At 58.7% G+C, this 24,534-nt stretch carries 24 protein-coding genes and 1 pseudogene; 9 read left to right on the plus strand and 16 right to left on the minus strand.

From position 1 onward, the window contains the following. Positions 1-12: 12 nt before the first annotated feature. From ABH912_RS18845 to ABH912_RS18855, 3 genes are read right to left on the minus strand one after another with little or no spacing between them, the layout of a single operon-like run. Positions 13-723 (minus strand): SDR family NAD(P)-dependent oxidoreductase, encoded by a 711-nt coding sequence (locus ABH912_RS18845; RefSeq protein WP_429511363.1) that lies wholly within the window; start codon positions 721-723, stop codon positions 13-15. 43 nt (positions 724-766) lie between these two features. Then, the gene (locus ABH912_RS18850; RefSeq protein WP_429511364.1) at positions 767-1,423 is read right to left on the minus strand and encodes a DsbA family oxidoreductase; all 657 of its coding nucleotides are present in this window, start codon (positions 1,421-1,423) and stop codon (positions 767-769) included. Further along, complete coding sequence (locus tag ABH912_RS18855; protein WP_033058337.1) at positions 1,420-1,641, minus strand: tautomerase family protein; 222 nt, start codon at positions 1,639-1,641, stop codon at positions 1,420-1,422. Before ABH912_RS18855 ends, ABH912_RS18850 begins: the two co-directional genes overlap by 4 nt. A gap of 352 nt (positions 1,642-1,993) precedes the next feature. Here ABH912_RS18855 and ABH912_RS18860 point away from each other — a divergent pair, with 352 nt between their 5' ends. Further along, positions 1,994-3,151 carry an AAA family ATPase gene (locus ABH912_RS18860; RefSeq protein WP_033058339.1) on the plus strand — a complete coding sequence of 386 codons (1,158 nt, stop codon included), beginning with the start codon at positions 1,994-1,996 and terminating at the stop codon, positions 3,149-3,151. Positions 3,152-3,237: 86 nt separating this feature from the next. On the opposite strand, the gene ABH912_RS18865 is transcribed toward ABH912_RS18860, so the two are convergent. Further along, entirely contained in the window at positions 3,238-3,426 is a 189-nt protein-coding gene (locus tag ABH912_RS18865; protein ID WP_033058341.1) for a hypothetical protein, read from the minus strand. A 98-nt stretch (positions 3,427-3,524) separates the two neighbouring features. On the opposite strand from ABH912_RS18865, the pseudogene ABH912_RS18870 reads away from it, so the two are divergent. Continuing rightward, positions 3,525-3,668, plus strand: a pseudogene (locus tag ABH912_RS18870) (DUF3077 domain-containing protein); the annotation flags it as partial. Positions 3,669-3,960: 292 nt separating this feature from the next. Here ABH912_RS18870 and ABH912_RS18875 read toward each other — a convergent pair. From ABH912_RS18875 to ABH912_RS18895, 5 genes are all read right to left on the minus strand, one after another. Next, the gene (locus ABH912_RS18875; RefSeq protein WP_033058344.1) at positions 3,961-4,638 is read right to left on the minus strand and encodes an RES family NAD+ phosphorylase; all 678 of its coding nucleotides are present in this window, start codon (positions 4,636-4,638) and stop codon (positions 3,961-3,963) included. Beyond that, positions 4,638-5,048 carry an MbcA/ParS/Xre antitoxin family protein gene (locus ABH912_RS18880; protein ID WP_429511365.1) on the minus strand — a complete coding sequence of 137 codons (411 nt, stop codon included), beginning with the start codon at positions 5,046-5,048 and terminating at the stop codon, positions 4,638-4,640. Before ABH912_RS18880 ends, ABH912_RS18875 begins: the two co-directional genes overlap by 1 nt. A 76-nt stretch (positions 5,049-5,124) precedes the next feature. After that, positions 5,125-5,412 carry a type II toxin-antitoxin system RelB/DinJ family antitoxin gene (locus ABH912_RS18885; RefSeq protein WP_429511366.1) on the minus strand — a complete coding sequence of 96 codons (288 nt, stop codon included), beginning with the start codon at positions 5,410-5,412 and terminating at the stop codon, positions 5,125-5,127. Positions 5,413-5,633: 221 nt separating this feature from the next. Beyond that, positions 5,634-6,917, minus strand: coding sequence for an OprD family porin (locus ABH912_RS18890; RefSeq protein WP_429511367.1), 1,284 nt, complete (start codon positions 6,915-6,917; stop codon positions 5,634-5,636). Between the two features lie 252 nt (positions 6,918-7,169). Further along, positions 7,170-7,841, minus strand: coding sequence for a DsbA family protein (locus ABH912_RS18895; RefSeq protein WP_429511368.1), 672 nt, complete (start codon positions 7,839-7,841; stop codon positions 7,170-7,172). A 254-nt stretch (positions 7,842-8,095) separates the two neighbouring features. On the opposite strand from ABH912_RS18895, the gene ABH912_RS18900 reads away from it, so the two are divergent. Then, positions 8,096-10,189 (plus strand): TonB-dependent receptor, encoded by a 2,094-nt coding sequence (locus tag ABH912_RS18900; RefSeq protein ID WP_429511369.1) that lies wholly within the window; start codon positions 8,096-8,098, stop codon positions 10,187-10,189. 228 nt (positions 10,190-10,417) lie between these two features. On the opposite strand, the gene ABH912_RS18905 is transcribed toward ABH912_RS18900, so the two are convergent. From ABH912_RS18905 to ABH912_RS18920, 4 genes are all read right to left on the minus strand, one after another. Beyond that, entirely contained in the window at positions 10,418-10,630 is a 213-nt protein-coding gene (locus ABH912_RS18905; protein WP_033058360.1) for a hypothetical protein, read from the minus strand. Between the two features lie 245 nt (positions 10,631-10,875). Further along, positions 10,876-11,982 (minus strand): agmatine deiminase, encoded by a 1,107-nt coding sequence (aguA, locus tag ABH912_RS18910; RefSeq protein WP_033058363.1) that lies wholly within the window; start codon positions 11,980-11,982, stop codon positions 10,876-10,878. 5 nt (positions 11,983-11,987) lie between these two features. Continuing rightward, the gene (gene aguB / locus ABH912_RS18915) at positions 11,988-12,866 is read right to left on the minus strand and encodes an N-carbamoylputrescine amidase (protein ID WP_415772738.1); all 879 of its coding nucleotides are present in this window, start codon (positions 12,864-12,866) and stop codon (positions 11,988-11,990) included. A gap of 304 nt (positions 12,867-13,170) precedes the next feature. Beyond that, positions 13,171-16,083, minus strand: coding sequence for an aminotransferase (locus ABH912_RS18920; RefSeq protein WP_429511370.1), 2,913 nt, complete (start codon positions 16,081-16,083; stop codon positions 13,171-13,173). 195 nt (positions 16,084-16,278) lie between these two features. Here ABH912_RS18920 and rfbC point away from each other — a divergent pair, with 195 nt between their 5' ends. The 4 genes from rfbC to ABH912_RS18940 all read left to right on the plus strand — a co-directional run bounded on the left by rfbC (position 16,279) and on the right by ABH912_RS18940 (position 20,623). Beyond that, positions 16,279-16,824, plus strand: a complete 546-nt coding sequence (gene rfbC, locus ABH912_RS18925; RefSeq protein ID WP_033058371.1) for a dTDP-4-dehydrorhamnose 3,5-epimerase — start codon at positions 16,279-16,281, stop codon at positions 16,822-16,824. A 106-nt stretch (positions 16,825-16,930) separates the two neighbouring features. Then, complete coding sequence (locus ABH912_RS18930; protein ID WP_033058374.1) at positions 16,931-18,739, plus strand: sensor histidine kinase; 1,809 nt, start codon at positions 16,931-16,933, stop codon at positions 18,737-18,739. After that, the gene (locus tag ABH912_RS18935) at positions 18,736-20,127 is read left to right on the plus strand and encodes a sigma-54-dependent transcriptional regulator (RefSeq protein ID WP_033058377.1); all 1,392 of its coding nucleotides are present in this window, start codon (positions 18,736-18,738) and stop codon (positions 20,125-20,127) included. Before ABH912_RS18930 ends, ABH912_RS18935 begins: the two co-directional genes overlap by 4 nt. Positions 20,128-20,167: 40 nt before the next feature. Then, positions 20,168-20,623, plus strand: coding sequence for a thioesterase domain-containing protein (locus tag ABH912_RS18940; RefSeq protein ID WP_223432607.1), 456 nt, complete (start codon positions 20,168-20,170; stop codon positions 20,621-20,623). Positions 20,624-20,722: 99 nt separating this feature from the next. Here ABH912_RS18940 and cysQ read toward each other — a convergent pair whose 3' ends face one another. Next, the gene (gene cysQ / locus ABH912_RS18945; protein WP_429511371.1) at positions 20,723-21,550 is read right to left on the minus strand and encodes a 3'(2'),5'-bisphosphate nucleotidase CysQ; all 828 of its coding nucleotides are present in this window, start codon (positions 21,548-21,550) and stop codon (positions 20,723-20,725) included. After that, positions 21,547-22,113, minus strand: a complete 567-nt coding sequence (gene nudE / locus ABH912_RS18950) for an ADP compounds hydrolase NudE (protein ID WP_033058385.1) — start codon at positions 22,111-22,113, stop codon at positions 21,547-21,549. Before nudE ends, cysQ begins: the two co-directional genes overlap by 4 nt. Before the next feature lie 90 nt (positions 22,114-22,203). On the opposite strand from nudE, the gene yrfG reads away from it, so the two are divergent. After that, positions 22,204-22,866, plus strand: coding sequence for a GMP/IMP nucleotidase (yrfG, locus tag ABH912_RS18955; protein ID WP_429511372.1), 663 nt, complete (start codon positions 22,204-22,206; stop codon positions 22,864-22,866). A 128-nt stretch (positions 22,867-22,994) separates the two neighbouring features. Here the strand turns inward: yrfG and lysM are convergent, their stop codons facing one another. Further along, positions 22,995-23,444 (minus strand): peptidoglycan-binding protein LysM, encoded by a 450-nt coding sequence (gene lysM, locus ABH912_RS18960; RefSeq protein ID WP_033058391.1) that lies wholly within the window; start codon positions 23,442-23,444, stop codon positions 22,995-22,997. 136 nt (positions 23,445-23,580) lie between these two features. Between lysM and ABH912_RS18965 the strand changes: the two genes are divergently transcribed. Then, the gene (locus tag ABH912_RS18965; RefSeq protein ID WP_033058394.1) at positions 23,581-24,468 is read left to right on the plus strand and encodes a LysR family transcriptional regulator; all 888 of its coding nucleotides are present in this window, start codon (positions 23,581-23,583) and stop codon (positions 24,466-24,468) included. Positions 24,469-24,534 lie beyond the last annotated feature (66 nt).

A 24,534-nucleotide genomic window follows, 5' to 3' on the forward strand; every position in this document is an offset into this window, starting at 1 on the left:
TCAGGTCAGGTCTTAGTGACCCGCGCTCTGACCACCATCAACGTGCAGGATCTCGCCAGTGACAAAGTTGGCGTTGTCCAGATACACAACCGCCTGAGCGATATCGCTGATTTCGCCCATGTGGCCGACCGGGTGCAGATTACCCAGCGCTTCATGGGTTTCTTCGCCGTGCATCGGGGTCTTGATGATGCCTGGGGAAACGGCGTTCACCCGAATCCCGCGCTTGGCGTATTCAATCGCCAGGGACTTGGTCGCAGCGTTCAAACCACCTTTGGTCAGCGAAGCCAGTACCGACGGCACACCGTCAATCGCGTGGTCTGTCAGGCTGGTGGTGATGTTGACGACGTGGCCTTTGCCTTGTTTTTCCATCTCGTTGATCGCGAGTTGGGTGATGTAGAAGAAGCCGTTCAGGTTCACCGACAGCACGTTGGCGTAGTCTTCCTGGGTGTAAGCGGTGAATGGTTTGGCAATGAAGATCCCGGCGTTGTTGACCAGGGTGTCGATGCGGCCAAAACGTTCGATGGCTTCACGGATGACTTGCTGGGCGACTTCCGGGTTGCCGATGTCGCCCGCCACGGTGAGGATGTCCGGGTCGGTGGACGGTTTGATCGAACGCGAAGTGGCGACAACTTTGTAATCCAGATCACGGAAGGCTTTGACCATGCCTGCACCGAGACCTTGGGAAGCGCCAGTAATAACAATGACTTTTTTCGAATTGCTCATGATGAACCTCAACTAATAAATGATGGTTTGAAAAAGTAAGTAATCAGGCTTCGGCGGGGGCCGTCGCCATTTGTCTCAACATCTGTTCGTAGTACTCGACCGACTGCGAACCGGACACCAGGTGACGACCGTTCAGCACCATGGCCGGAACCGAATTGATGCCGCGCTGGCGGTAAAACTCTTCAAGCTCGCGCACTTCTTTGGCAAACGCTCCGGACGCCAACACCTCTTGAGCAGCCTCCGCATCCAGTCCCGCTTCAGCAGCCAGACCCACCAGCGTCTCGCGATCGCTCGGGTTCCAGCCGTCGGTGAAGTAAGCGCGCAGCAGGATTTTCTTCAGTGCGACCTGCCGCCCTTCCTGCAACGCCCACATCAACAACCGGTGAGCATCAAACGTGTTGTAGAAGTGGCTGCGCTTCTCCAGATCAAACTTGAAGCCGATGGCCTCGCCACGTGCGATCTGCATCGCTTTACCGGCGGCGACGTCTTCGGCGGTTCGTCCATACTTGCGCATCAAATGCTCGACCGCTTTTTCGCCGACTGCCGGCATGTCCGGGTTCAACTCGAAGGGCTTGTAGGTCAGATCCACCGAAACCTCACCGGCCACGTTCTCGATCGCCTGCTCCAGCGCCGTCGCGCCCAAGGCGCACCACGGGCACACCACGTCGGAGATGAAATCGATGGAGACGGACGCGGTCATGACTTGTCCTCCGCCTCTGCCAGTTGCCTGCGGTACTGGGTGGTGGTGATCCCGGCGTAGCCCCAGTTATCGGTGTCGACTTCTTCGATCACGATGTGGGTCAGGTGCGGATCCTTCTTCAGGACGCGTTCCAGGGTTTCAGTGATTTCGGCGATCACCTGAGCTTTCTGCTCAGAGGTAACGCCATCGCGGGTGATGCGTACGCTTACGAAAGGCATGAGGAATCTCCAAGTGACCTTCCCTTCGGAATGAATGGGTAGGCGTTGGAGCTCAATGTAGGGAGTTAGCTGGAGGGGATAAAGGTGGGGGCGGGAACATCATTAGTTACGTGGTGTAATGAGCCAGACGTGAAATTTCTGTACCTGACAACTATCGCTTTGGTTCGAACGTGTCGCTATTTTTCAATTTCTGCGACACGTCTTGATGTTATGTCGCTGCCAACGACATGTCGGAAAACTTCCTTTTCGCTCTGGAAATGGCGATTGGAGCGCCCTCAGGCCAGTTCTCAACCTTTATGCTAAATTATGGCTGGCCAATAATTATGGCGTATCCATAAAAAGAGGTAATAGCATGAGCAGCATTTTTCAGCGCCCTGAACTGGCTGAAGAGATGGCGAACCAGCTTCTCAATCCTGGTGTTCTCGATGAAGGTTTACGCTCAGGTCTGTTTTTATCGGGCCTGCGCAGGACCGGTAAAACGACATTCCTGAGGAGCGACCTCATCCCTGCGCTGGAAGAAGCGGGAGCTCTGGTTATTTACGTCGACCTATGGAGTGACACGCTGGCCAATCCGGCAGCACTGGTGCATGACGCCATCCGTAAAACCCTGCAGCAGCTCCAAACACCAGGCTCCGGTTTGCTCGAGATGCTCAAGCGTGTCAGCGGTGTTGATGTAGGCGCAGCAGGATTCAAATTTGGTTTCAAACTCGACAGCATTGGGAACTCAGGCGGGCCAACGCTGGCGCAGGCGCTGACAGAGGTTGTTGATCAAGCGAAAACCGACTTGGTGCTGATCATCGACGAAGTGCAGCATGCCATTTCATCCGACGATGGTAATCAGCTGCTTCTGGCACTCAAAGCTGCTCGTGATGCGATCAATCCTCGACCAGATACACCGGGTTACTTTCTATTTATTGGAACGGGATCGCACAGGGCGCAAGTCAGCGAACTGACGGCGAAGAGGAACCAGGCGTTTTCTGGCGCGACATCGACAGCGTATCCGGTGCTGAAAGGGGATTACGTTGAATACTTGCTTAACCGGCTCGCTGCAACGGTGAAGAAAGAAAAACTACCTTCACTAGGAGTCGCCATCGAAGCATTCAATACCTTGGGGAATCGGCCTGAGGAAATGCTCAAAGCCTTGCGACAGCTCATGCAGCAAGAAGGTGATCCCGATCTTTTCCTGCCTGTTATTGCCAGCACTTTGCGTTCGGCGGCGGCCAGCATCGAACTAGAAAAAGTGGAGCTGTTAGGTAGTTTAGCTCAGGCCATATTCAACAAAATCGCGTCTACGGAAGGCGATGCTCGGGGTATTTTCTCCATCGATGCTGCGGCTGAGTACTCTAAAACTGTGGGCCGTGAGGTGCGTGTTGAAGAGATTCAACCGGTGGTAATTGCGTTGGTCGCCGAGAACATCATCATGCGGCGCGGGCATGGAATTTATGCAATTACGGACCAGTTTGTTCAGGAGATTTGGTTGGAAGAACGAGCGCTGATTGAAGCTAGCTAGCGATCTCTACGCTGGTGCCGTTGATGACCCCTCTCGGGCGATGAACAATCTGTAGGAATCAACCACTCCTCCCGTAGTCCACTTTTTTACGTGTCGCTATTTTCCAGTTTCAGCGACACGTTCTTGTGATGTGTCGCTGAAGACGACACGTAAGTGTCGATGCAATCCTGTAATTGCAGCGGCCTGGTCTCAGAGACTCGAACCGCGCGGCTCGCATTCATTTCGCGTACAGACTCCAGTAAATCCTTCTGAAACTGGCTCAGTTCAACATCCATTCCTGATATCTCCTTTGCGTTTTTCAGATAATAAAAATTACGACTGCCATAATTATTGCCCAGCAATAAAACCCATTAAAACCTTCATCCCACGCCCCAAACTCCTTGCATCAGACGCCGCCATGGTTCGTGACACCGACCGACATGCTTGGGCGTCGCATTTTTTGCAGGATATGAGTAAGGCGATCATCGATGACGTAGCGAAGGTGCTCGATGCACCAGGTAACAATCGTAACCAGTGATGTGGTCACGTAGACCCGAGCCGCACGCGTAAAAAGCCCCGAATCAATCGTAAAGCTGTTCACTTAAGGGAGTCTTGAATCAGAGAAATCTGTGGCGAGGGAGCTTGTCGGAACGCCGCACCGTCCCACTTGAGTGCGTAGCACTCACAAAAATCGGCAATGATTGTCAGATTTTTGGGGCCGCTACGCAGCCCAGCGCGAGCAAGCTCGCTCGCCACAAAGATGCGCACGATCTAAGAGCGCGCTTGAGTGAACAGTGTTACGAATCAATCGGGGCTTTTTAGTTTCCGGCTCACACCTCGCTGACCTCAAACACAAACGAGATCTTCCGGCTGCTCGCACTCCACACATATCGAATGTGCTTGCCTTGCTTCGGAATGGACACGGCCGGTGGACGAAACGCAGCGACACATTCATGGCCAGGCAACCGAACGCTGTTGTAAAGCAGCCCCCACGACAAGGTTTCACGCAGTTGCCGGGCGAAGGCTTGTGACGGCCCGTAAGCGTCAGGATCCGGGTTGTGCAGGTCCGGATAGTTTTGGCGGATGTCGTGCATCGGTTTGACGACTTTGTTGACGTAGGTGCGCAGGGTCAACTCGATGTCGGGCTCGTTGGTCGCGGCGAGGAAGCGTTCCTGGTGATAGCTCGTTTCGGCGATGGCGGCGGCCTGGCTGCTGGCGGCGTAGTAAACGCCGTAGGTGCCGTCGGTGAAGCGGCTGGTTTTGCCGATGTGGGTGAAGGCGGCCATGACCGGTGATGAGCCGGGCCCGGAGATTCGGTCTTCGGGTAGCACGCGGGAGAGCACGCCGGCTTCTTGCACCAACCGGTCGTTGGTCAGGGCTTCCAGGGCATAGGCGGTTTGCAGGTCTTCGGGGTCGAGTACGTCTTCAAACAGGGTGATAGGGGGGAACGCGCTGTTGATCATCCGGTAGGCACGGTTCCACTCGGGGAGCACGACTTCCGGGGCCATCAGCCGCGGACGCCATCGAGGTAGCGACGCACGTCAGCGATGTCCACCACCCGGCCGGCCAGCATATAGCTCAACGCGGATTGACCATTGAACGGGGCGGCGGTGTTGGGACTACTGACCCATTTGTAGGCGCGGTCGCGGTTGTTGCTGAAGATGATGCTCAGGGCTTTGTGGATGCCCATCAGGTAGGAAATGCGCTCCAGAGTGTCGTGAGGGAGACGCACATTGGGCGGCAGGTGTTTGTATTTATAAAAAGTGGTGTTGCCGACTTTGCCCAACAGCGTGCGCTGTTCTTCGGCGGTGCAGCCCCAGCGCTCCATCAGGTTGAAGAAGAACTTGAGCGCCACACGGGCGGCTTCCGGGGTGTCGAGCTCTTGGGGAGCGGTGCGGACGGGGGATGAAGTGGCCATTGGAAGGACTCCTTCGGGCAAGGGGATATGCCTTCAGAGTAGTACAGATCTGAACATGCTTTTAGTTTTTGTTCGCTTACGGATTTTCTAAGACTTTTCCGGTTTCGCCATCGGCGTCCCTCAGCATGTCGTCTATCGAGTCGAACCGCTGGCGAATATCTCGTGCTTCCATCATGGCGCGGGCCGTCTTCTCCGAGGGAACGCGTACCTCAAACGGGAGGCCCTGAGTTGCTACAACCTGACGAAGAAAAAGACGCATGGCATCACTGATGCTCAGGCCGCAAGCATTCAAGACCTCAGTAGCCTGCGTCTTCAAATCCTCATCAATGCGGCAACGCACTGTAGTTTTCAGCAATATGCCCATGGTAGTAACCAAAATCAGCTGGATGTCCCGCCCAGTATTTCAACCGTTTAAGCACGCGATGAATATCAGCCTGATCCCTTTCCTACTAGAGAACCGTCCCGGTTCAATGCAGGAAATAGCTGAGAGCGTTGAGCTCTAAATCGAGCCCACAAAAAAGCCCCGAACCAGTCGGGGCTTTTCTTTCTCAGCCTTGCATCAGGCCTCGATGGTGCAACCGATCATCAGAAAATGTTGATCGGGTAATCCACAAACACGCGCACTTCGTTACCGCTGGAGTTGTACTCACTCGATTTCTGCGACACACGCAGGATCGAGCTGCGCAGTTTCACGCTCAGGTCTTTGGCCGGGCCGCTTTGCACGACGTACTTGAACTGGTTGAAGATTTCGCGCTCGGTACCGCCTTCGCTAGTGGAGGTGGTGATGTTGTCGCCGCGTACGTAGGCGAAGTTGTAGCTCAGGCCTGGAACACCGAAGGTGCTGAAGTCGAGGCCGTAGCCCAGCTGCCAGCTGCGTTCGTCTTCGGCGTTGAAGTCGGACCAGTAGGAGTTCGCCAGGTAGATGGTGTTGCCGCCGTCGCCGATGCGACCTTGGTCCTTCTGGTAGCCGCCGTAGGCATAGCCCAGGTTGCTGTCGCCGGTGCTGCGCTGGTGGGCGAGCGTGAAGGAGTGCGCGCCGGTGGCGAATGTGGCGGCCAGGCTCCAGATTTTGTTGTCGTCGCCGGTGGCACCGCTGTCGCGGACGTAGGAATCTTCCAGCTTGGTGCGGTAGCCGTTGAAGTCCAGGGTCAGGGACTGATCCTTGTCGATCGGGAACACGTAGTTGGCGTTCACGTATTGCTTCTTCAACACGTCTTCGACGTCAGAGGCGTACAGCGCAGCCTTGAACTGTTCGGTGAACTGGTAACTACCGCCCAACACGTTGATCGACTTCAGGCCGCCGCTGTCATGGCCTTCAGCGCTTTTGCGCGATTCGGCGGTGAAGCGACCGGCATTCAGCTCCAGGCCTTTGATCTCCTTGGAGGTGATCAGGGTGCCGGTGTAGCTTTCCGGCAGCAGACGCCCGTTGTCGTAGCTCAACACCGGCAGGACTGGCATCTGGTCGCCGTAAGTCAGGACGGTGCTGGATACGCGGAATTTTACCGCGCCACCGGCTTTGGCCAGATCGCCGGCCGGGTTACCGCTGTCGCCTACCTTGAAGAAGTCGATGCCTTGGCCGCCGCTATGGCTACCACGGTCCAGACGCAAGCCGTACAGGCCAAAGGCATCAACGCCTACGCCGACGGTACCTTGGGTGAAGCCCGAGGTGTAAGTGCCGATAGCTGCCTGACCCCATTCACGCTGGTCATCGTTGCCGTCTTTTTTGTCGCGATTGATGTAGGCATTGCGCAGCAGCACTTTGAGGCTGCTGTCTTCAACAAAACCCTTGGATTGGGCCTGGTCGTTAGCCATGACCTGTGTAGCACTCAACATCCCCAGAGCGATCAGGCTGATTCGCTTGTTCAACATTTTGTTCTTTTCCTTATGATCGGTTGATACGCGCTGTGTCGAACGGCTGAAACGGCGCTATCGCACTCTTTTTTCACCCCAAACAAAAAGGCCCGCGCACGAAGAAATCGTGGCGGGCCTTTTTGTTATTTTATGAGTCATGGCGGTTAGCCACAGGCGTGGGGCGAATCCTAGCCGCGCCCTTAACCATGTGTCAATTTCATGGATCGTCTGTAAATAGGCGAAAAACGTCTAAGAAATCACTTGCCGACGTCAATGGGCGCAGCCGTTCAGGCCACAGGCTTGAAGCTCCGATGACGACGCTTGTGCGGGAAGCGACTGACTCAGCCATGCCGCGAAGGCTTGCGGCTTGCCGAGCCACGGGCCGATATCGATCAAAGTAAATTGGCCGTTGTGTTCCAGGGCGAAGGTCGGGAACCCCTGGCCGCCGACCTCGGCCAAGCGTGCTCGACTGTCCTTGATGTGGCGATCGGTTTCAGCTTCGTTGAAAGCGGCCTGAAACGCTTGGGGTTCCAGACCGATGTCTTTCGCGAGTTCTAACAACACAGCTTCATCGGCAATGCGTCGACCTTCCTCGTAGTGAGCACTCTGCAAACGCCCCAGCAACTCCAGTCCGCGGCCGGCGATCTGCTCGGCTGCCAGCACTGCGGCAATCGGCGGTGCGGAATCGAATACCGCTGTCTCATCGCGCAGCAATCCTTCGAAATACGCCTCGCCGAACGGCTGGCCGGTGTACTCGGCAATGCGCCGGTCGTGGGGCATCACGTAGTTGCGCAGTTGTGGCGAGACGGTCTGGCGGTTGGCGCCGGTCATCATGCCGCCGCCGTGGGCGATCACTGGCAACACAGCCTGAGCGGCTTGCACCAGCGGTTTTGCGCCGTAGCACCAGCCGCATAAGGGGTCGTAAATGTAGTGAAGGATCATGGGAAGACTCCGGCGAAAGTGTAGGAAAACGAGATGCCGGCAGATTAGTCCTCCGCCTGTTTCTGAAAAACGCTGGAATGGCTTTCAGTCTGTTTCATGAATCGGTCGAATGGCCTTATGGCCCCACTGTTGCTATCTCGACACAATTCGAAATAATCAAACAGCGAATCCTTTCAAGAATAATTAACGGAAGCAAATAGCAAGCATTACCATTCGCGCCGTCGATTTACTTCACCCTTTCGGATGCGCTTCAGATGCCTGCCCCCTTTCGCCTCACGCCCGTCACCCTTGGGCTTTCTGCATTTCTCTCTGCCGGTTTTACCTGCGCCGCCCCCACCGTTTTACCCGAGACGTCGATCAGCGCCGAAGCTGACACCGATGATCCGCGCGTGAAGGAAACCAGCACCGCAACCCGCACCGCCACGCCGGTGCGCTACGTTCCACAAGCCATCGACTCGATCAAAACCGCGAACGTCATGGATTACGGCACCAACGATCTGGGCACCGCGCTGAGCGGTATCCCCAACGTCAGCAGCGGCGCCGATACGCGCTTCGACAGCCTGCGCATCCGCGGTTTCGACGCCAGCAACGACTTCTACCTCGACGGCATCCGCGACGACAGCCAATACGTGCGCGATTTGCACAACATCGAACGCATCGAAGTCCTCAAAGGCCCGGCCGCTGTTTTGTATGGCCGTGGTAGTCAGGGCGGGATCGTCAATCGGGTCAGCAAACTGCCCGAATTCGGTCGTCGCTCGACCGTCGAGGCCCAGGGCGGCAGCGATGATTTGCGCAGCCTCTACGCCGACCTCAGCACCGACCCGAGCGAGAACATCAGCCTGCGCCTGAACATGGGCAACATGGATCAAAACAGCTTCCGCGACGGCGTGAGCGGCAATCGCCAACTGTTCGCTCCGTCGATGAGCTGGCAACTGACGCCGGACCTGAACTGGCTGGTGCAGTACGAATACAGCCGCTACAACCGTACGCCGGATCGCGGTATCCCCGGTGTAAACGGGCGCCCGGCGGACGTAGGACGGGATACTACCTACGGCAGCGAAAACGATTTCATCGACGACAAGTCGCAATCCCTGCGCTCGAAACTCAGTTATGAGCTCAGCGACAACTGGCAGCTGCGCCATACCCTGGGCGTGTTCAAGCTCAACAGCGATTTCGACAACACCTACCTGACGGGTTATACCCCGGCGACCAACAAGGTCACGCGCCAGCACTGGCAACAGGACCTGACCACCCGCAACGTCTACAACAACGTCGAACTGGAAGGCGGTTTCGACACGTTCGGCCTTGAGCATCGTTTGCTGACCGGCATCGAAATCGGCAGCCAGCGGCGCGACCCGACCCTGTACAACGCGGCGACTTCCGGACGGGGTAGTTCACCCGTACCGGCGCTGGACCTGTACAACCCCGACCGTAATTTGCGTCATACCGGGCGGATGCAAGTGTCCAGCAGCACTCACACCGAAGTCGAAAGCCGTGCGGTGTACGTGCAGGATCAACTGCGTCTGAACGATCAATGGCAACTGCTGGCCGGTCTGCGTTACGACACCTTCGACATTGAGTCGACCAACAAGCTACGGGACATTTCCGAAGACCGTGACAGTCATAGCACCAGCCCGCGTGTAGGACTGGTGTGGACGCCGCTGCAGAATCACTCCTTCTATGCGTCCTGGACCAAGACGTTCTCGCCGGTGGGCGGTGGTTTGATCGGCATCACCCCGGGCGCCGCCGGCAACAGCAACGACCTGAGTCCCGAGCTGACCAAGCAAAAGGAAGTCGGCGTGAAGAGCGACTGGCTCGATGACCGCCTGAGTACCACGCTGGCGATCTACGAACTGGAACTCTACAACCGCCGCACCAGCGATCCCAACGATCCGACCGTCACCTTGATGACCGGCCTGCAACGTTCCCGCGGGATCGAGCTGACCGGGACCGGCAAGATCGCTGGCAACTGGTACGTGCGCGGTGGCGTGGGTGTGCAGGACGCGACGGTCGAAAAGGACAACAACGGCCTTGAAGGCAAACGCATCAGCAACGTGGCCAAGCATAACGGCAGCCTGTTCCTGACCTGGAAACCAGAAATGGGCTGGTACGCCGAAACCGGTCTGACCCTGGTGGGCCAGCGTTATGCCGACAACCTCAACACCACCGTCCTGCCGGGTTATGGCCGTTGGGATGCATTGGCCGGGTTCCGGCAGAAGGATTGGGATTTGCGCGCGGCGCTGAACAACATCAGCGACAAGACCTATTACTCGTCGGCCACCAGTGCGGCGCAGATTCAGCCGGGTGAACCGCGCAGCCTGGTCGTGACCGGGACCTACAGCTTCTAAACACCGTTTAACCGGTGTGGATCACAAATAAAGTGTTCACACCGAGCACCTGTGGGAGCGGGCTTGCTCGCGAATGCGGTGGATCAATCAACATCGATGTTGACTGTCCAGCCGCTATCGCGAGCAGGCTCACTCCCACAGGGGTTGTGTGTAGACCACAAAAAACCTTCGCCCATAAAAAAGCGCCGCCTTCCCGGCAGCGCTTTTATCAATCCTTTGTTTTTCTTCTTATCCTTCCATCACATCCCACAACGCTTCCAGCTCCGCTTCGCTGAATAAACCAGCGGGGTAGCGTTCGATCATCATCCGGCGCGGATCAGGTTCTCTGATCTGACGCGTTCCATTGGACTTCAACCAGTTCGCCAGGACCTGGAGCGATTCGCTGTTTACTGCCAGGGGATGCAACGCCCGTTCGCCCACAACATTCATTTCGGCGTTCATTTCCGCGCTCTCTCCTGGTTTGTGAGCGGCTAACATATCCAAGGTTTATGACAGAACATCGCAGTTCTCCCCCTCCCTGTTTTGCACCATGAGAGATACAAGAGCTGTGCCAAGGTTTCGTAACTGTCGACAAGTGGATACAAAAAAGCCCGAGGTCCTGAAGGACCGCGGGCTCTCTGCAAAACGGGAAGGCAAAACGCTTGCCGAATCGATTCTGCAATCAACTCAAGCTGTTACAACCTCACTCACTCCTTGTGCGGTGCTGGCTGTTGTTGGGTAAGGCAGTGGATGTTACCGCCTCCCAGTAACAGTTCGCGGCCGGGCACCATCACCACTTCGTGCTGCGGGAACAGTGCCTGCAAAATCTCTTTGGCCGGACCATCCAGCGGGTCGTCAAAGCTCGGCGCGATGATGCCGCCGTTAACGATCAGAAAGTTCACGTAGGAACCGGCCAGGCGCACGGTCGGATTACGTTCCTGAGTCCCGTCCACCGGATCAACACCCGCGCACTCTTCTTCGGTCGCATACAGCGGCCCCGGAATCGGCATCTTGTGCACCGTGAATGGGCGACCCTTGGCGTCGGTGCTGTTTTCCAGCACTTTCATTGCCGCCTGGCAGCGCGGGTAGTTCGGGTCCTGCGGGTCATCGGTCCAGGCCAACAACACTTCGCCCGGACGGACGTAGCAGCAGAAGTTATCCACATGGCCGTCGGTTTCGTCGTTGAACAAACCGTCCGGCAGCCAGATGATTTTATCCACAGCCAGATTCGCACTGAGCACCGCTTCGATCTCGGCACGGTTCATGTGCGGATTGCGATTGCGGTTGAGCAGGCATTCTTCGGTAGTGATCAGCGTGCCTTCGCCATCGACGTGGATCGACCCGCCCTCAAGCACAAAGCCCTCGGTGCGGTAGCGCTGGCTGCGCTCGATCTCGAGGATCTTGCCGCCGACCTGCGAGTCGCGATTCCACGGAGAATACAGACCACCGTCGAAACCGCCCCACGAGTTGAAGTCCCAATTCACACCACGGACTTCGCCACTGTTATTGATGACAAACGTCGGGCCAGTGTCACGAACCCAGGCGTCGTCGCTGGACATTTCCACCACACGAATATTCGGCACGTCCAGACGGGCGCGGGCGTTTTCGTATTGGCCGGCGGAAACCGCCACGGTTACCGGTTCGAAGCGCGCAATGGCTTTGGCCACCGCGACGTGCGCGGCCTGCGCCGGTTTGCCACCCAGGCGCCAGTTGTCCGGGCGCTCGGGCCAGATCATCCAGGTCTGGGTTTGCGGCGCCCATTCGGCTGGCATGTAAAAGCCATCAGCGCGAGGGGTGCTGTTCAAAGTGGTCATAGCGATCAGGACTCCAGGGAACCGTCGAGGGTCTTTAGTGTGCCATACAGGTTCGGGCGACGATCACGGAACGAACCCCACGCGCTGCGGATGTGCTCCAGCTCATCGAGGTCGAAGCTTTGAACCAGCACGCCTTCTTCGGTCTTGTCGAGCTCCTGAACCTTCTCGCCGAACTGGTTGGCGATGAACGATGAGCCGTAAAAGGTGATGTCGTAGCCGTCCTGCTCTTCGTTACCGATGCGGTTGCTGGCGATCAGCGGCATCAGGTTGGCGCCGGCATGGCCTTGTTGCACGCGCTGCCAGTGATCACGGGAGGAAATGGTCTTGTCGTGTGGCTCGCTGCCGATTGCGGTCGGGTAGAACAGGATTTCCGCACCGAGCAACGCCATGCTGCGCGCGCATTCCGGGAACCACTGGTCCCAGCAGATGCCCACGCCGATTTTCGCGTAACGGGTGTTCCAGACTTTGAAGCCGGTATCGCCCGGATTGAAGTAGTACTTTTCGTGATAGCCAGGGCCGTCCGGGATATGACTTTTACGATAAATCCCGAGGTTGCTGCCGTCGGCATCGATAATCGCGATGCTGTTGAAACGCGCGCGGCCCGCCAGTTCGTAGAAGCTGATCGGCAAAACGACTTGCAATTCTTTGGCAACTTTCTGGAAATGCTTGATGGCGACGTTGTCTTCAACGGTCGTGGCCAATTGCAGGTAATCCGGGTTCGGCTTCTGGCAGAAGTACGGAGCCTCGAACAGTTCCTGAATCAGGATGATCTGCGCGCCTTTCGCCGCGGCCTCACGGACCAGCCGCTCAGCGGTCTCGATGTTAGCTTCAAGGTCCCAGGAACAGGCCATCTGGGTGGCGGCGACGGTAACGATACGGCTCATGAATCATCTCCGGGGCAATTGCTTGAGGGTCGAGTGTGGCATCGACCAATGACAGAAATGGGAAGCACGGGCATGACGAGTCACGCCGTGAGCAATGGCGACTTTATAGCCGATAAAAATCGGCTTTAAAAGCTATTAATCTTCCACCTGTCTATTTTTATGCGATTAAACCCGATAACAATCGGATTTATACCCTGCTCCCTGTGGGAGTGAGCCTGCTCGCGATGGCGGAGTGTCAGTCAACATCGTTGTTGAAGATTCGACCGCTATCGCGAGCAGGCTCGCTCCTACAAGGGATAGGTGTTTACAGACCCTCGGCGAGCACCATAGAGAGCATATCCACGAAGAAATCCACGCTCTGACGCGAGGTCACCATCGGCGGTTTGATCTTGAGGATGTTCAGGTAATCGCCAGTCGGCTGCATGAAGATCCCCAGTTCGCGCAACCGATCACACAGCGCCGTGGTTTCTTCGGTTGCCGGCTCCAGGGTTTCGCGATTGCGGATCAACTCGACGCCCAGATAGAAGCCGGAACCATGCACCGCGCCCACCAGCGGATGAATATCGATCAGCGCTTCAAGCCGTTCCTTGAAATACCCGCCCACAACCTGAGCGTTTTCCCAGAGCTTTTCTTCCTCCATCACATCCAGCACTGCCATGCCGATCTGGCAACTGACCGGGCTGCCGCCGGCCGACGAGAAGAAGTAACCCTCGGCCTCCAGTGCTTCGGCGATTTCCCGACGGGTGATCACTGCGCCCAATGGCTGGCCGTTGCCCATGCCTTTGGCCATGGTGATGATGTCCGGCACCACGCCCTGCTCTTCGAAGCCCCAGAAAAAGTTGCCCATGCGGCCGTAACCGACCTGCACTTCGTCGGCGATGCAGACACCGCCCTGGGCACGAACCAGCGCATAAACCTGTTTCAAATACCCCGGTGGCAGCGAGATACCACCGGCATTGCCGTACACCGGTTCGCAGATAAAACCGGCCAGCTGACGTTTCTGCTCGGCAATTTTCGCCAGGTTGTGTTCGACGCTGCGCACGTAGTCCGGCGCGCTATCCGGTCCACGGAATTCGCCGCGATAGGTGTTCGGCGCGGTGACCGGATGCACCCAGTCCGGACGGCTGCTCAAGGCCTTCGGGTTATCGGCAATCGAAGTCGAGACCGCGTCCGCGCCCACTGTCCAGCCGTGATAGGCCTCGAGCACGCTGAGCATGTCGCGACCGCCGCTGTAGGCCCAAGCCAGACGGATCGCGAGGTCATTGGCCTCGCTGCCGCTGTTGACCAGGAACACTCGGTCCATGGAGTCCGGCGACAGTTTCAGCAAACGTTCGGAGAACTCGGCAATCGCGGCGTAGTTAAAACGCGAGTTGGTGTTGAGCAGTGACCACTGACGGCTGGCGACCGCGGCCATGCGCGGATGACCGTGGCCCAGCACCGCCACGTTGTTGAGCATGTCGAGGTAGGAACGGCCTTGCATGTCAATCAGGTGATTGCGCCAGCCACGCTCGATGCGCGGCGGATCGACGTAATAGTGCTTCTGGGTACGGGCGAAACTGGCGTCACGGCGCGCCAGCAACGTCTGCGAATCGAGTTCCTCTTCAGCGTCACAGGCCAGTCCCAGCAGCACCGCCGGCGACGGGCACAACGCTTGCCAGGCAGCCGCGCGGGACGGCGTGCAAAACAACGGCGCCGTGAACGAAGCGCCTCGGCACAACTGCACGATCAGTGGCCCGCTGACCGAACCCAACACCTGACCTTTGACCAGCGCAGCACCCGTGTGCAGCGACGGCGTCACGCCCCACAAACGCACGCTCAGTTGCGGGCCATCCAATTGCAGCACGCCTGCCGCCGGCTGATGCACCACCCCGGCAAACGGTGACTCGACCGCCGTGCCGTGGGGCACTCGCAACTCAACGTGCAATGGGCAAGTGTCCGGCTCAGTGGCGCTGTCAGGCCGGGTGCGGGACAAGCGGTATTGCCCATAACGACTGGCCGCCAGACCATGAGCCGCGGCGGCTTCGGTCAACAGACGTTGATCGATCCCCTCCTGTTCCCAGTTGCCGGCCTCGAAGTGCGGACTGAGCACGCCCAGATCGATCAACGCAAACTCACGTCCCACCAGACTCGGCAGCAGCGGCGCGAAGCCTTCGCTGCCGATGCTCGGCAGGTTCTGGCCGACCGAGGTCAGGATCGCCGCTTCCATCAACGCCAACGGCACTGAGGTAGCGACACGAAAAATCTCCCACTCGTGGGTGAGGTTGTCGCGGCTGTATTCGTTGCCTGGATCGATGCTGACCTGCTGTTCACCGCTGAGCACCAACACCGCTGCACGGGCGACGATCAGCGGCCAGAGCGCCAGTAGCTCTTCATGCGTGAGCGGATTGACAGCGTGATAGGCCTGGACCGCCGGCAAAATGTAGAACGGATCACCATCGGCGTGGTGCAGCAGCGCCGCGCAGGTCACCGACAGATCAGTAATGCGCCAGGTACGAACCAGGTCGCCAAAATCGATCACACCCTGCAATTGCCACTGGCGTTGCGAATCTCGCTGCCACACCACGTTGTCGTCGGTGATATCCATGTGAATGGCCTGCACCGGCAGCTTATCTACAAGCGGCTGTAAATGACGCTCGGCCCGTTCGGCTGCATCGGCGATCAGCCGGCGTTGCTGGTCGTCCTCGATGACCGGCAGCAAATGCGCGATCAGCGCGTTGGCGTGGCGGGCGTCCCATTGAAGGGTGCGCTCAAGGCCCGGATGGTCGAAACCGGCCAGCGCCAGGTCCATTTCACCGCAGAGCCGACCAAAACCGGCCACTACTGAACCGGGCAGATGATCCAGGTGTGTGAGCGACTGGCCTTCGATGTAATCGAGCAGGCGCACATGCACCGGTTGGCCGCCGACTTCCAGGGAGAGAAGGTCTGCGCCGTTTTTGGCGGGAATCACTCGTGGCACATGCACATCGGGGTGTTCACCCAAATGCTTGAGCCCGGCGTGCTGGGCGTGCAGCTCCTGCGCCGAGTAATCGCCACGGCATATTTTCAGGACAAAACGCCCCTGGTCGCTGTCGACCCGATAGTTAAGATCCTGCTGGCTGCCAAGGGCCTGCAACCTTCCACTCAGCCCGTAATGTCCCTCCAGCAGCTCAAGCGCTTGCTCCGCAGACACTTGCGGACTGGGCAAACTGGCGCGATGAATCAACGTGGCGAGTGGCATACAACAACCCCTGAAATTTCATTAGGCGCTTATATCGCCACTGCTTGGGGCGATACGCAACCCCTTCGCCTGCCTGAAACCCTCCTGAGGATCGACAAATCAGTTAATGGATCAGGAAAAAAAACACTCCACTCGCGCCGGCCGCCACTTTGCGCAAGAATGACGCCCTTCAACGCCTATTGCTGGAGAAAGACCATGAAAGTAGTCACCACCGACCTTCCCGGTGTTCTGATCATCGAGCCCAAGGTATTTGGTGACGAGCGCGGTTTCTTTTATGAAAGTTTCAATGCCAAGGCTTTCAACGAAGCGACTGGCCTGGAGACAAATTTCGTTCAAGACAACCATTCCCGCTCGCAAAAATGCGTATTGCGCGGCCTGCATTACCAACTGGAAAACACTCAGGGCAAACTGGTTCGCGTCACAGTCGGTGAAGTACTCGACGTGGCGGTGGACATTCGCCGCAGCTCGCCACATTTCGGCAAATGGGTGGCTGTGCGTCTGTCCGCCGAGAATCATCGCCAACTCTGGGTCCCGGAAGGGTTCGCCCACGGTTTCGTGGTGCTGAGCGAGTTCGCCGAATTCCTCTACAAAACCACCGACTACTACACCCCGTCCGCCGAGCGCTGCATTCGCTGGGACGACCCGGACCTGGCCATTGATTGGCAACTGGACGAAGCACCGAAACTGTCCCATAAAGATCAGGCCGCCGCGTTTTTCAAGGACGCTGACGTCTTTTCCTGAAACACCGTCTGAATCTTCGCCGCACAGGCGTGCCTGACCCACGGCGCGCAGACTGCGACCGCAAGCCTAGGCATAATGCGCCTGTACCCACAGGCGCTCGATGCTCATGACTCCGACCCTTCCCCGCAGACCCCGCTGGCGCAGCCTGGCCCTGCTCGCGCTGTGCCTGGCGCCGTTGCTGTGGCCGCTGGAGCATCTGGCCGAGCGTTATTACCGCAGCGAACTGGCCGGGCAGAACCGTCAGACCCTCGACCTTTACGTCGCCAACCTGCTGGGTACCCTGCACCGTTATGAAGTGTTGCCGCAGATCCTCGGTGATCTGCCGGCTCTGCGAGCCGTCCTCGGCGCGCCCGACGATGGCGTCACTCAGGGCAACGCCAACCGTTTGTTGAAAAACATCAGCGCCCAGACCGGCGCCGAAGTCATGTACTTGATGGACACCACGGGCAAGACCCTGGCCGCATCCAACTGGGACAAACACGACAGTTTCGTCGGGCGTAATTTTTCCTTTCGGCCGTATTTCAGCGAAGCCATGGCCGGGCGGCTCGGGCGCTTTTTCGGTTTGGGCACGACCTCGGCCAAGCGCGGCTATTTCTTCGCCGCCGCCGTGCGTAACGGCGAAAAGATCATCGGTGTGCTGGTGGTCAAGGTCGACCTGGACCACACCGAAAGCCTCTGGGGCAAAACTCCGGAACAACTGCTGCTGACCGACCATAACGGCGTGGTTATTCTCACGTCGCGGCCCGAGTGGCGATTCCGCTCGACCCGCCCGTTGGGCGAAGAAGAACGCAAGGCTATTACTGCGATTCAGCCCTATCCGACCCGTGATCCCAAACCATTGCGGCTCAACCCCAACGCCTGGCTGACACAAACCCAGCCCATCGCAGAAACCGGTTGGAACGTCAGCATTCTCGCCCCACGCACCTTGATCGATCGCCCGGTACGCACGGTCGTCGCCATCGGCGGCGCGACATTGTTGGTGTTGATGTTGCTGCTGGGGCTGATGATGCAGCGCCGCCGCCATTACCTTGATCGAATCGCCTTCGAAGCCAAGGCCCGTCGTGAACTGGAAGACCGGGTAGCCGAGCGGACCAGCGACCTCGAAGGCCTCAACCGTCGACTGAAACAGGAAGTGCTGGAGCGCGAACAGGCCCAGCAAGAGCTGGTTCGCGCTCAGGATGATCTGGTGCAGGCCGGCAAACTGTCGGCCCTTGGCACCATGTCGGCGAGCATCAGCCACGAATTGAATCAACCGCTGGCGGCGATCCGCAGCTACGCCGAAAACGCCGAAGTGCTGCTCGATCATCAGCGCACCGACGATGCGCGCGGCAACCTCAAGCTGATCAGCGAACTGACCGGGCGCATGGCGTCGATCATTGCTCATTTGCGCGCCTTCGCCCGGCGCGATCGCCACGCCCCGGAAAGCGTCGCCCTGCAACCGGCGCTGGACGATGCGCTGGCACTGCTGGCCAAGCGTCGACGCAGCATGGAAGTCGAGCTGATCCGCGACTTGCCGGCCGCCACCCTGTGGGTCGAGGCCGGGGAAACCCGTCTGCGTCAGGTGCTCGGCAATCTGCTGGCCAACGCCCTGGACGCCCTGACGGAAAAAGGCCCGCCGCGTAAGCTCTGGTTGAGTGCCCAATCCACGGCCGACGGCGTCAATCTGTACATTCGCGACAACGGCCCCGGCTTCTGCATGGAAGCCCTTGGCCGCGCCAGCGAGCCCTTCTACACCACCAAGACCCGCACTCAGGGGCTTGGGTTAGGGCTGGCGATTTGCGAAACCCTGATGCGCGCCTTCGGGGGTGAACTGTCGTTCGCCAACCACAAGGAAGGTGGCGCCCTGATTACCCTGAAGCTGCGTGCAGGCGCACCGGGTGTGAGCCTGCAACCGTCCGAGGACCGAAGTGCATGACCATCGACAACCGCATCCAGGTCGTGCTGATCGACGACGATCCGCACCTGCGACAAGCCCTGAGCCAGACCCTGGACCTCGCCGGCCTGAAAATCCTGCCGCTCGCCGAGGCCAAAGGCCTGGCCGCACAACTGGAGCGTGACTGGCCCGGCGTCGTGGTCAGTGACATCCGCATGCCGGGCATGGACGGTCTCGAATTGCTGACTGAACTGCATGCCCAGGACCCGGAACTGCCCGTGCTGCTGATCACCGGTCACGGCGATGTGCCGCTGGCCGTGCAAGCCATGCGCGCCGGGGCTTATGACTTTCTGGAAAAACCCTTTGCCAGCGACGCCTTGCTCGACAGCGTGCGCCGCGCCCTGGCCCTGCGCCGGCTGGTGCTGGACAACCGCAGCCTGCGTCTGGCCCTGAGCGATCGCAATGAACTGAGCACCCGACTGGTCGGGCAATCGGCGCCGATGCTGCGCCTGCGCGAGCAGATTGGTGCATTGGCGGCGACCAAGGCCGATGTCCTGATCCTTGGCGAAACCGGCGCCGGTAAAGAAGTTGTCGCACGTGCATTGCACGATCTGTCGAGCCGTCGTAACGGTCCGTTCGTGGCGATCAATGCCGGCGCCCTGGCCGAGTCGGTGGTTGAAAGCGAGCTGTTCGGTCATGAGCCAGGCGCCTTTACCGGCGCGCAAAAGCGCCGCATCGGCAAGTTCGAATTCGCCAATGGCGGTACGTTGTTCCTCGATGAAATCGAAAGCATGAGCCTGGATGTGCAGGTGAAATTGCTGCGTTTGCTGCAAGAGCGGGTGGTCGAGCGCTTGGGCGGTAATCAGCTGATCCCGTTGGACATCCGCATCATCGCCGCGACCAAGGAAGACCTGCGTCAGTCCGCCGATCAGGGCCGCTTCCGTGCCGACTTGTATTACCGCCTGAACGTCGCACCGCTGCGTATTCCGCCGCTACGCGAGCGTGGCGAAGATGCGCTGATGCTGTTCCAGCATTTCGCCGACGAAGCCAGCGCTCGTCACGGTCTGCCACCCCACGAGTTGCAACCGGGACAACGCGCCCTGCTGCTGCGCCACACCTGGCCGGGCAACGTGCGGGAATTGCAGAACGCCGCCGAACGTTTTGCCCTGGGTCTGGAACTGGCCTTGGACAACAACGCAGCGGATGGTGCTGTCGGCATGACGGTCGACGTGGTCAGCGGAGGTCTCAGCGAACAAGTGGAAAACTTCGAGAAGAGCTTGATCGCCGCCGAACTGGCGCGCCCTCACAGCTCGGTGCGCAGCCTCGCCGAAGCGCTTGGCATCCCGCGCAAGACCTTGCACGACAAACTGCGCAAACACGGGCTGAACTTTGCCGACAGTGGCAGCAGCCACACCGACGAACCCGATTGAGCTACCGTCAAATCATCATCTTCAAAAAAGAGATCCGTGCATGAGCCGCGACAGCCGTCATCTGGAATCAGTCCTCCATCGCGACATTCCCCTTACCCGGGACATGGGCCTCAAAGTGCTCGACTGGCACGACCAGCAACTGCGTCTGCACTTGCCACTGGAGGCCAACGTCAATCATAAAAGCACCATGTTCGGCGGCAGCCTGTATTGCGGCGCGGTGCTGGCCGGTTGGGGCTGGTTGCACCTGCGTTTGCGTGAAGAAGGGGTTGAAGGCGGGCACATCGTGATTCAGGAAGGACAGATCAGCTATCCACTGCCGGTGACCATGGACGCGACAGCGATTTGCCATGCGCCGAGTGCGGCGGTGTGGAAGAAGTTTTTGGCGATGTATAAGCGGTATGGACGGGCGCGGTTGACGCTGCATTCTCGGATCGTCAATACGGACAGTGATGACGATGCGGTGAAGTTTACCGGGCAGTACGTACTCCACCGCTAAAGCAAAAGATCGCAGCCTCGTTTCACTCGACAGCTGCTACAGAGAAACGCGCCCCCTGTAGGAGCTGTCGAGTGAAACGAGGCTGCGATCCCTTGATCTTCAGGCCCGAGCCAACGCCAATAACTTCTCCCGCCACGCAGCCTTCGCCGGCAGCGCCAAAAAAAACTCATTCAACAACGACTCCCGCGCCGGATAACTGAACGGCGCACCGCTCAAATCCAGCACCTCACCGCCCGCCCCTTCCAGCACGCCTTGCGCCGCCGCCGTGTCCCACTGCGAAGTCGGCGCCAACCGCGGATAACAATCCGCCGCCCCCTCGGCCAACAAACAAAATTTCAGCGAACTGCCGATGTTGGCCAATTGCAGCTCACCCAGACTGTCGCTCAACCCGGCCAGCAAGCGCTCCTGCTCAGGACTTGAGTGCCGACGACTGGCAACCACGGTAAACGCTTCTCCCTCAGCAGGAACCTCGCGAACCTGAATCGGCAAAGGCTCCGCGTCTTTATCGCCACGCCACGCGCCAAGACCCGCACCACCGACGTAGAAGCGCCCGTTGGTCGGCATCGACACCACGCCAAACACCACTCGGCCCTGCTCGATCAGCGCAATGTTTACGGTAAATTCTTCACTACCGGAAATGAACTCCTTGGTCCCGTCCAGCGGGTCCACCAGCCACCAACGCTGCCACCCGGCGCGCACGCTCTGGGGAATGTTGGCGTCTTCTTCGGACAGCACCGGGATGCTCGGGTCCAGCGCCGTCAGCCCGGCCAGGATCACATGGTGAGCGGCCATGTCGGCGGCCGTCACCGGGGAATCATCGGATTTGGCAGTCACGGCGACGTTGGCACGCCAGAACGGCAGAATCGCTTCACCGGCTTTCAGCGCCAGTTCAACAACAGGCGCCATCAACGGATGGGGGAAAATCATGGCTGGAACACTCCACGCTGAGTCAGTAGATCGCGGGCCAGATACAGGGCTGCCAATGCACGGCCCTCAGTGAATCGCGGGTTCTGGGCCAGGGCCGACAACTCACGCAGGTTGATTTTGTCCACGCCCATCGGCTCGGGCTCATCGCCTTCAAGGCTTTCTTCGTACAGATCAGTGGCCAACACCACCTGGATCTTCTGGCTCATGTAACCGGGCGACAACGACAACTCAGTCAGATGCTCCAATTGCCGCGCGCCATACCCGGCCTCTTCCTTGAGCTCCCGCTCGGCCGCCGCCAGCACGTCCTCGCCCGGCTCGATCAAGCCTTTTGGCAAGGACAGCTCGTATTCATCGGTGCCGCCGCAATACTCTTCAACGAGCACCGCGTGGTCCGCATCCAGCATCGCCACGATCATCACCGCGCCATAACCGGCGCCCTTGCCCACCAGACGCTCATACGTGCGCTCCACGCCATTGGAAAAGCGCAACTTCAGCTCTTCAACGCAGAACAAACGGCTGGTAGCGACAATCTCGCGGGCGAGGATGGTGGGTTTCTGGCGCATGAAAAGCTCCTTGGCGTGAACGCGTTACTATACCCGGCCTATCCTGATTGTTTACCTCGGATATCTTTTTTACCGCTGGAGAAGTTTTTTATGTCCCTGCTGCCCTGGCGCGACATCGACACCGTTCTGCTGGATATGGACGGCACGCTGCTGGACCTGCATTACGACAACCATTTCTGGATGGAACACCTGCCCCAGCGTTACGCCGAGTTGCACGGGGTGAGTCGGGCGATGGCCGAGATGGAATTGCAGCCGTTGTTCGAACGCAACGCCGGCCAGTTGCAGTGGTATTGCCTGGATTTCTGGAGCGCCGAACTCAAACTGCCGGTGCGCGAACTGAAACTGGAAACCGCGCACCTGATCGCCTTGCGACCGGACGCGGACACCTTTCTGGAAGCGATCAATCAGGCCGGCAAACGGGTGGTGATGATCACCAATGCGCACCGTGATTCGCTGTCATTGAAGCTGGAAAGGATCGAACTGGCGCCGTACTTCGAGCGATTGATCAGTTCCCACGATTACGGTTTCCCCAAGGAGAATCCGCAGTTCTGGGAGGCGTTGCAGGCCGACATTGGCTTTGATCCGGCGCGCAGTCTGTTTATCGACGATACATTGCCGATCCTGCGCAGCGCGCGGAATTTTGGTGTGGCGCATCTGTTGGCCGTGAGTGAGCCGGACAGCCGTAAAGGGCCGAAGGACACGGCCGAGTTTGCGGCGGTGGGGGATTATCGGGAGCTCATCGCAGGCCTTTGAGACCGAGTCGCCTGCATCGCGGACAAGCCACGCTCCCACAGGTTTTGCGTCGTATGCACACTACGTGAACGACACAACACGTGTGGGAGCGTGGCTTGCCCGCGATGGCCATCACACGGTCTTGAGAGTTACTCAGGAATGCGCAACGACTGCCCCGGATAGATCTTGTCCGGGTGCTTGAGCATCGGTTTGTTGGCCTCGAAAATTTTGTTGTACTTGTTGGCATCGCCATACACACGCTTGGAAATGGCGCTAAGCGTGTCGCCTTTCTCGACCGTGACGAACTTCGCCGGCGTAGCCACCGGCCCGGTCACCGTGATCTGGTCATCTACACCGCTGATACCGGCCACGTTACCCAGCGCAAGAAGGATTTTTTCTTTCTCTTCCTGACTGGCGGCTTCACCGGTGGCGATGATTTTGTCACCCTCGACTTTCACCTGGACCTTGGAAGTGTCTATCCCCGTCAGGGCGTCCTTAACGTGTTTGGTCAGCGCCTCACTGTTGGCTTCGGCCTTGTCCGGGGTCAGCGCATCGAGGATTTTTTCACCGGCTTCTTTAAGAAAACTGAAAAGGCTCATCGTTTGCTCTCCTTGGGTTTTGGGTTCCAGACGCAAAAGCCTAGACCAAGGTTGCAACACACGGTTCCAACCCGACCAATGACGCCGCTTCCCCCCAAGCGCTAGAATCCGCACCTTCCCGCACCCTGGAGCGAAGATGGACATCAAGCAACTGAAATTCCTCATCGCCCTCGACGAAACCCGGCATTTCGGCCAGGCCGCTGCGCGTTGTCACATCACTCAGCCGACCCTGTCCATGCGCTTGCGCAGCCTCGAAGAAGAACTCGAGTTGCCGCTGGTCAATCGCGGGCAGCGCTTCGAAGGTTTCACCGCACCGGGTGAGCGGGTGCTGGCGTGGGCGCGCACCGTGCTGGCGGCCTATGACGGTTTGCAGGCCGAAGCGGCTGCCTGTCGCGGCAATCTGGTCGGTACGTTGCGTCTGGGCGTGGTCCCGCTGTCGAGCTTCGATCCGCTGCCGCTGATGCAACGCCTGCACGCCGAACACCCGAACCTGCGCTTCGAACTCTCGGCCCTGAGCTCTGAACAAATCCTCGAACAACTGGCGAACAATCGCCTGGACCTCGGCGTTTCCTACCTGGAGCGCCTGGACGGCGAACGCTTCGATTCCCTGGCGTTCAGCGAAACCCGCATGGGCCTGCTCTACGATCAGCGCTTCTTCAGTTTCGGTGAGGCGCCGCTGAGTTGGGAGTTCCTGATCGAACTGCCGCTGGGCATGCTCACCAGCGGCATGCATTTTCGGCAGTCCATCGACCACAACTTCCACAGTCGCGGCCTCACCCCGCAGCCGTTACTGCAAACCGATGCCGTCCACCAATTGTTACAAGCGGTGCACGGCGGATTCTGCTGCGCCGTGATGCCGCTGGACGGAGGCCTGGAAAAACTCACCGATCATTTGCGCCTGCACCCCATCGAAAATGCTCAAACCCTCGCCCGGCTGGGGCTGATTATGCGTCGCAGCGCCCCGCGTTCGGCGCTCGCGGAAGCCTGTTTCGCGATACTTCAGCAATCGCTGCCGAGCTCTTGATCGACGCCATCTATCGTTAGATCAGTAATAGCGATTAGACGCGACAAGTTGACGCGCCTAGGCTTA

Source organism: Pseudomonas sp. BT76 TE3572, assembly GCF_050435365.1.
In the GTDB taxonomy this organism is placed as follows: domain Bacteria; phylum Pseudomonadota; class Gammaproteobacteria; order Pseudomonadales; family Pseudomonadaceae; genus Aquipseudomonas; species Aquipseudomonas fluorescens_W.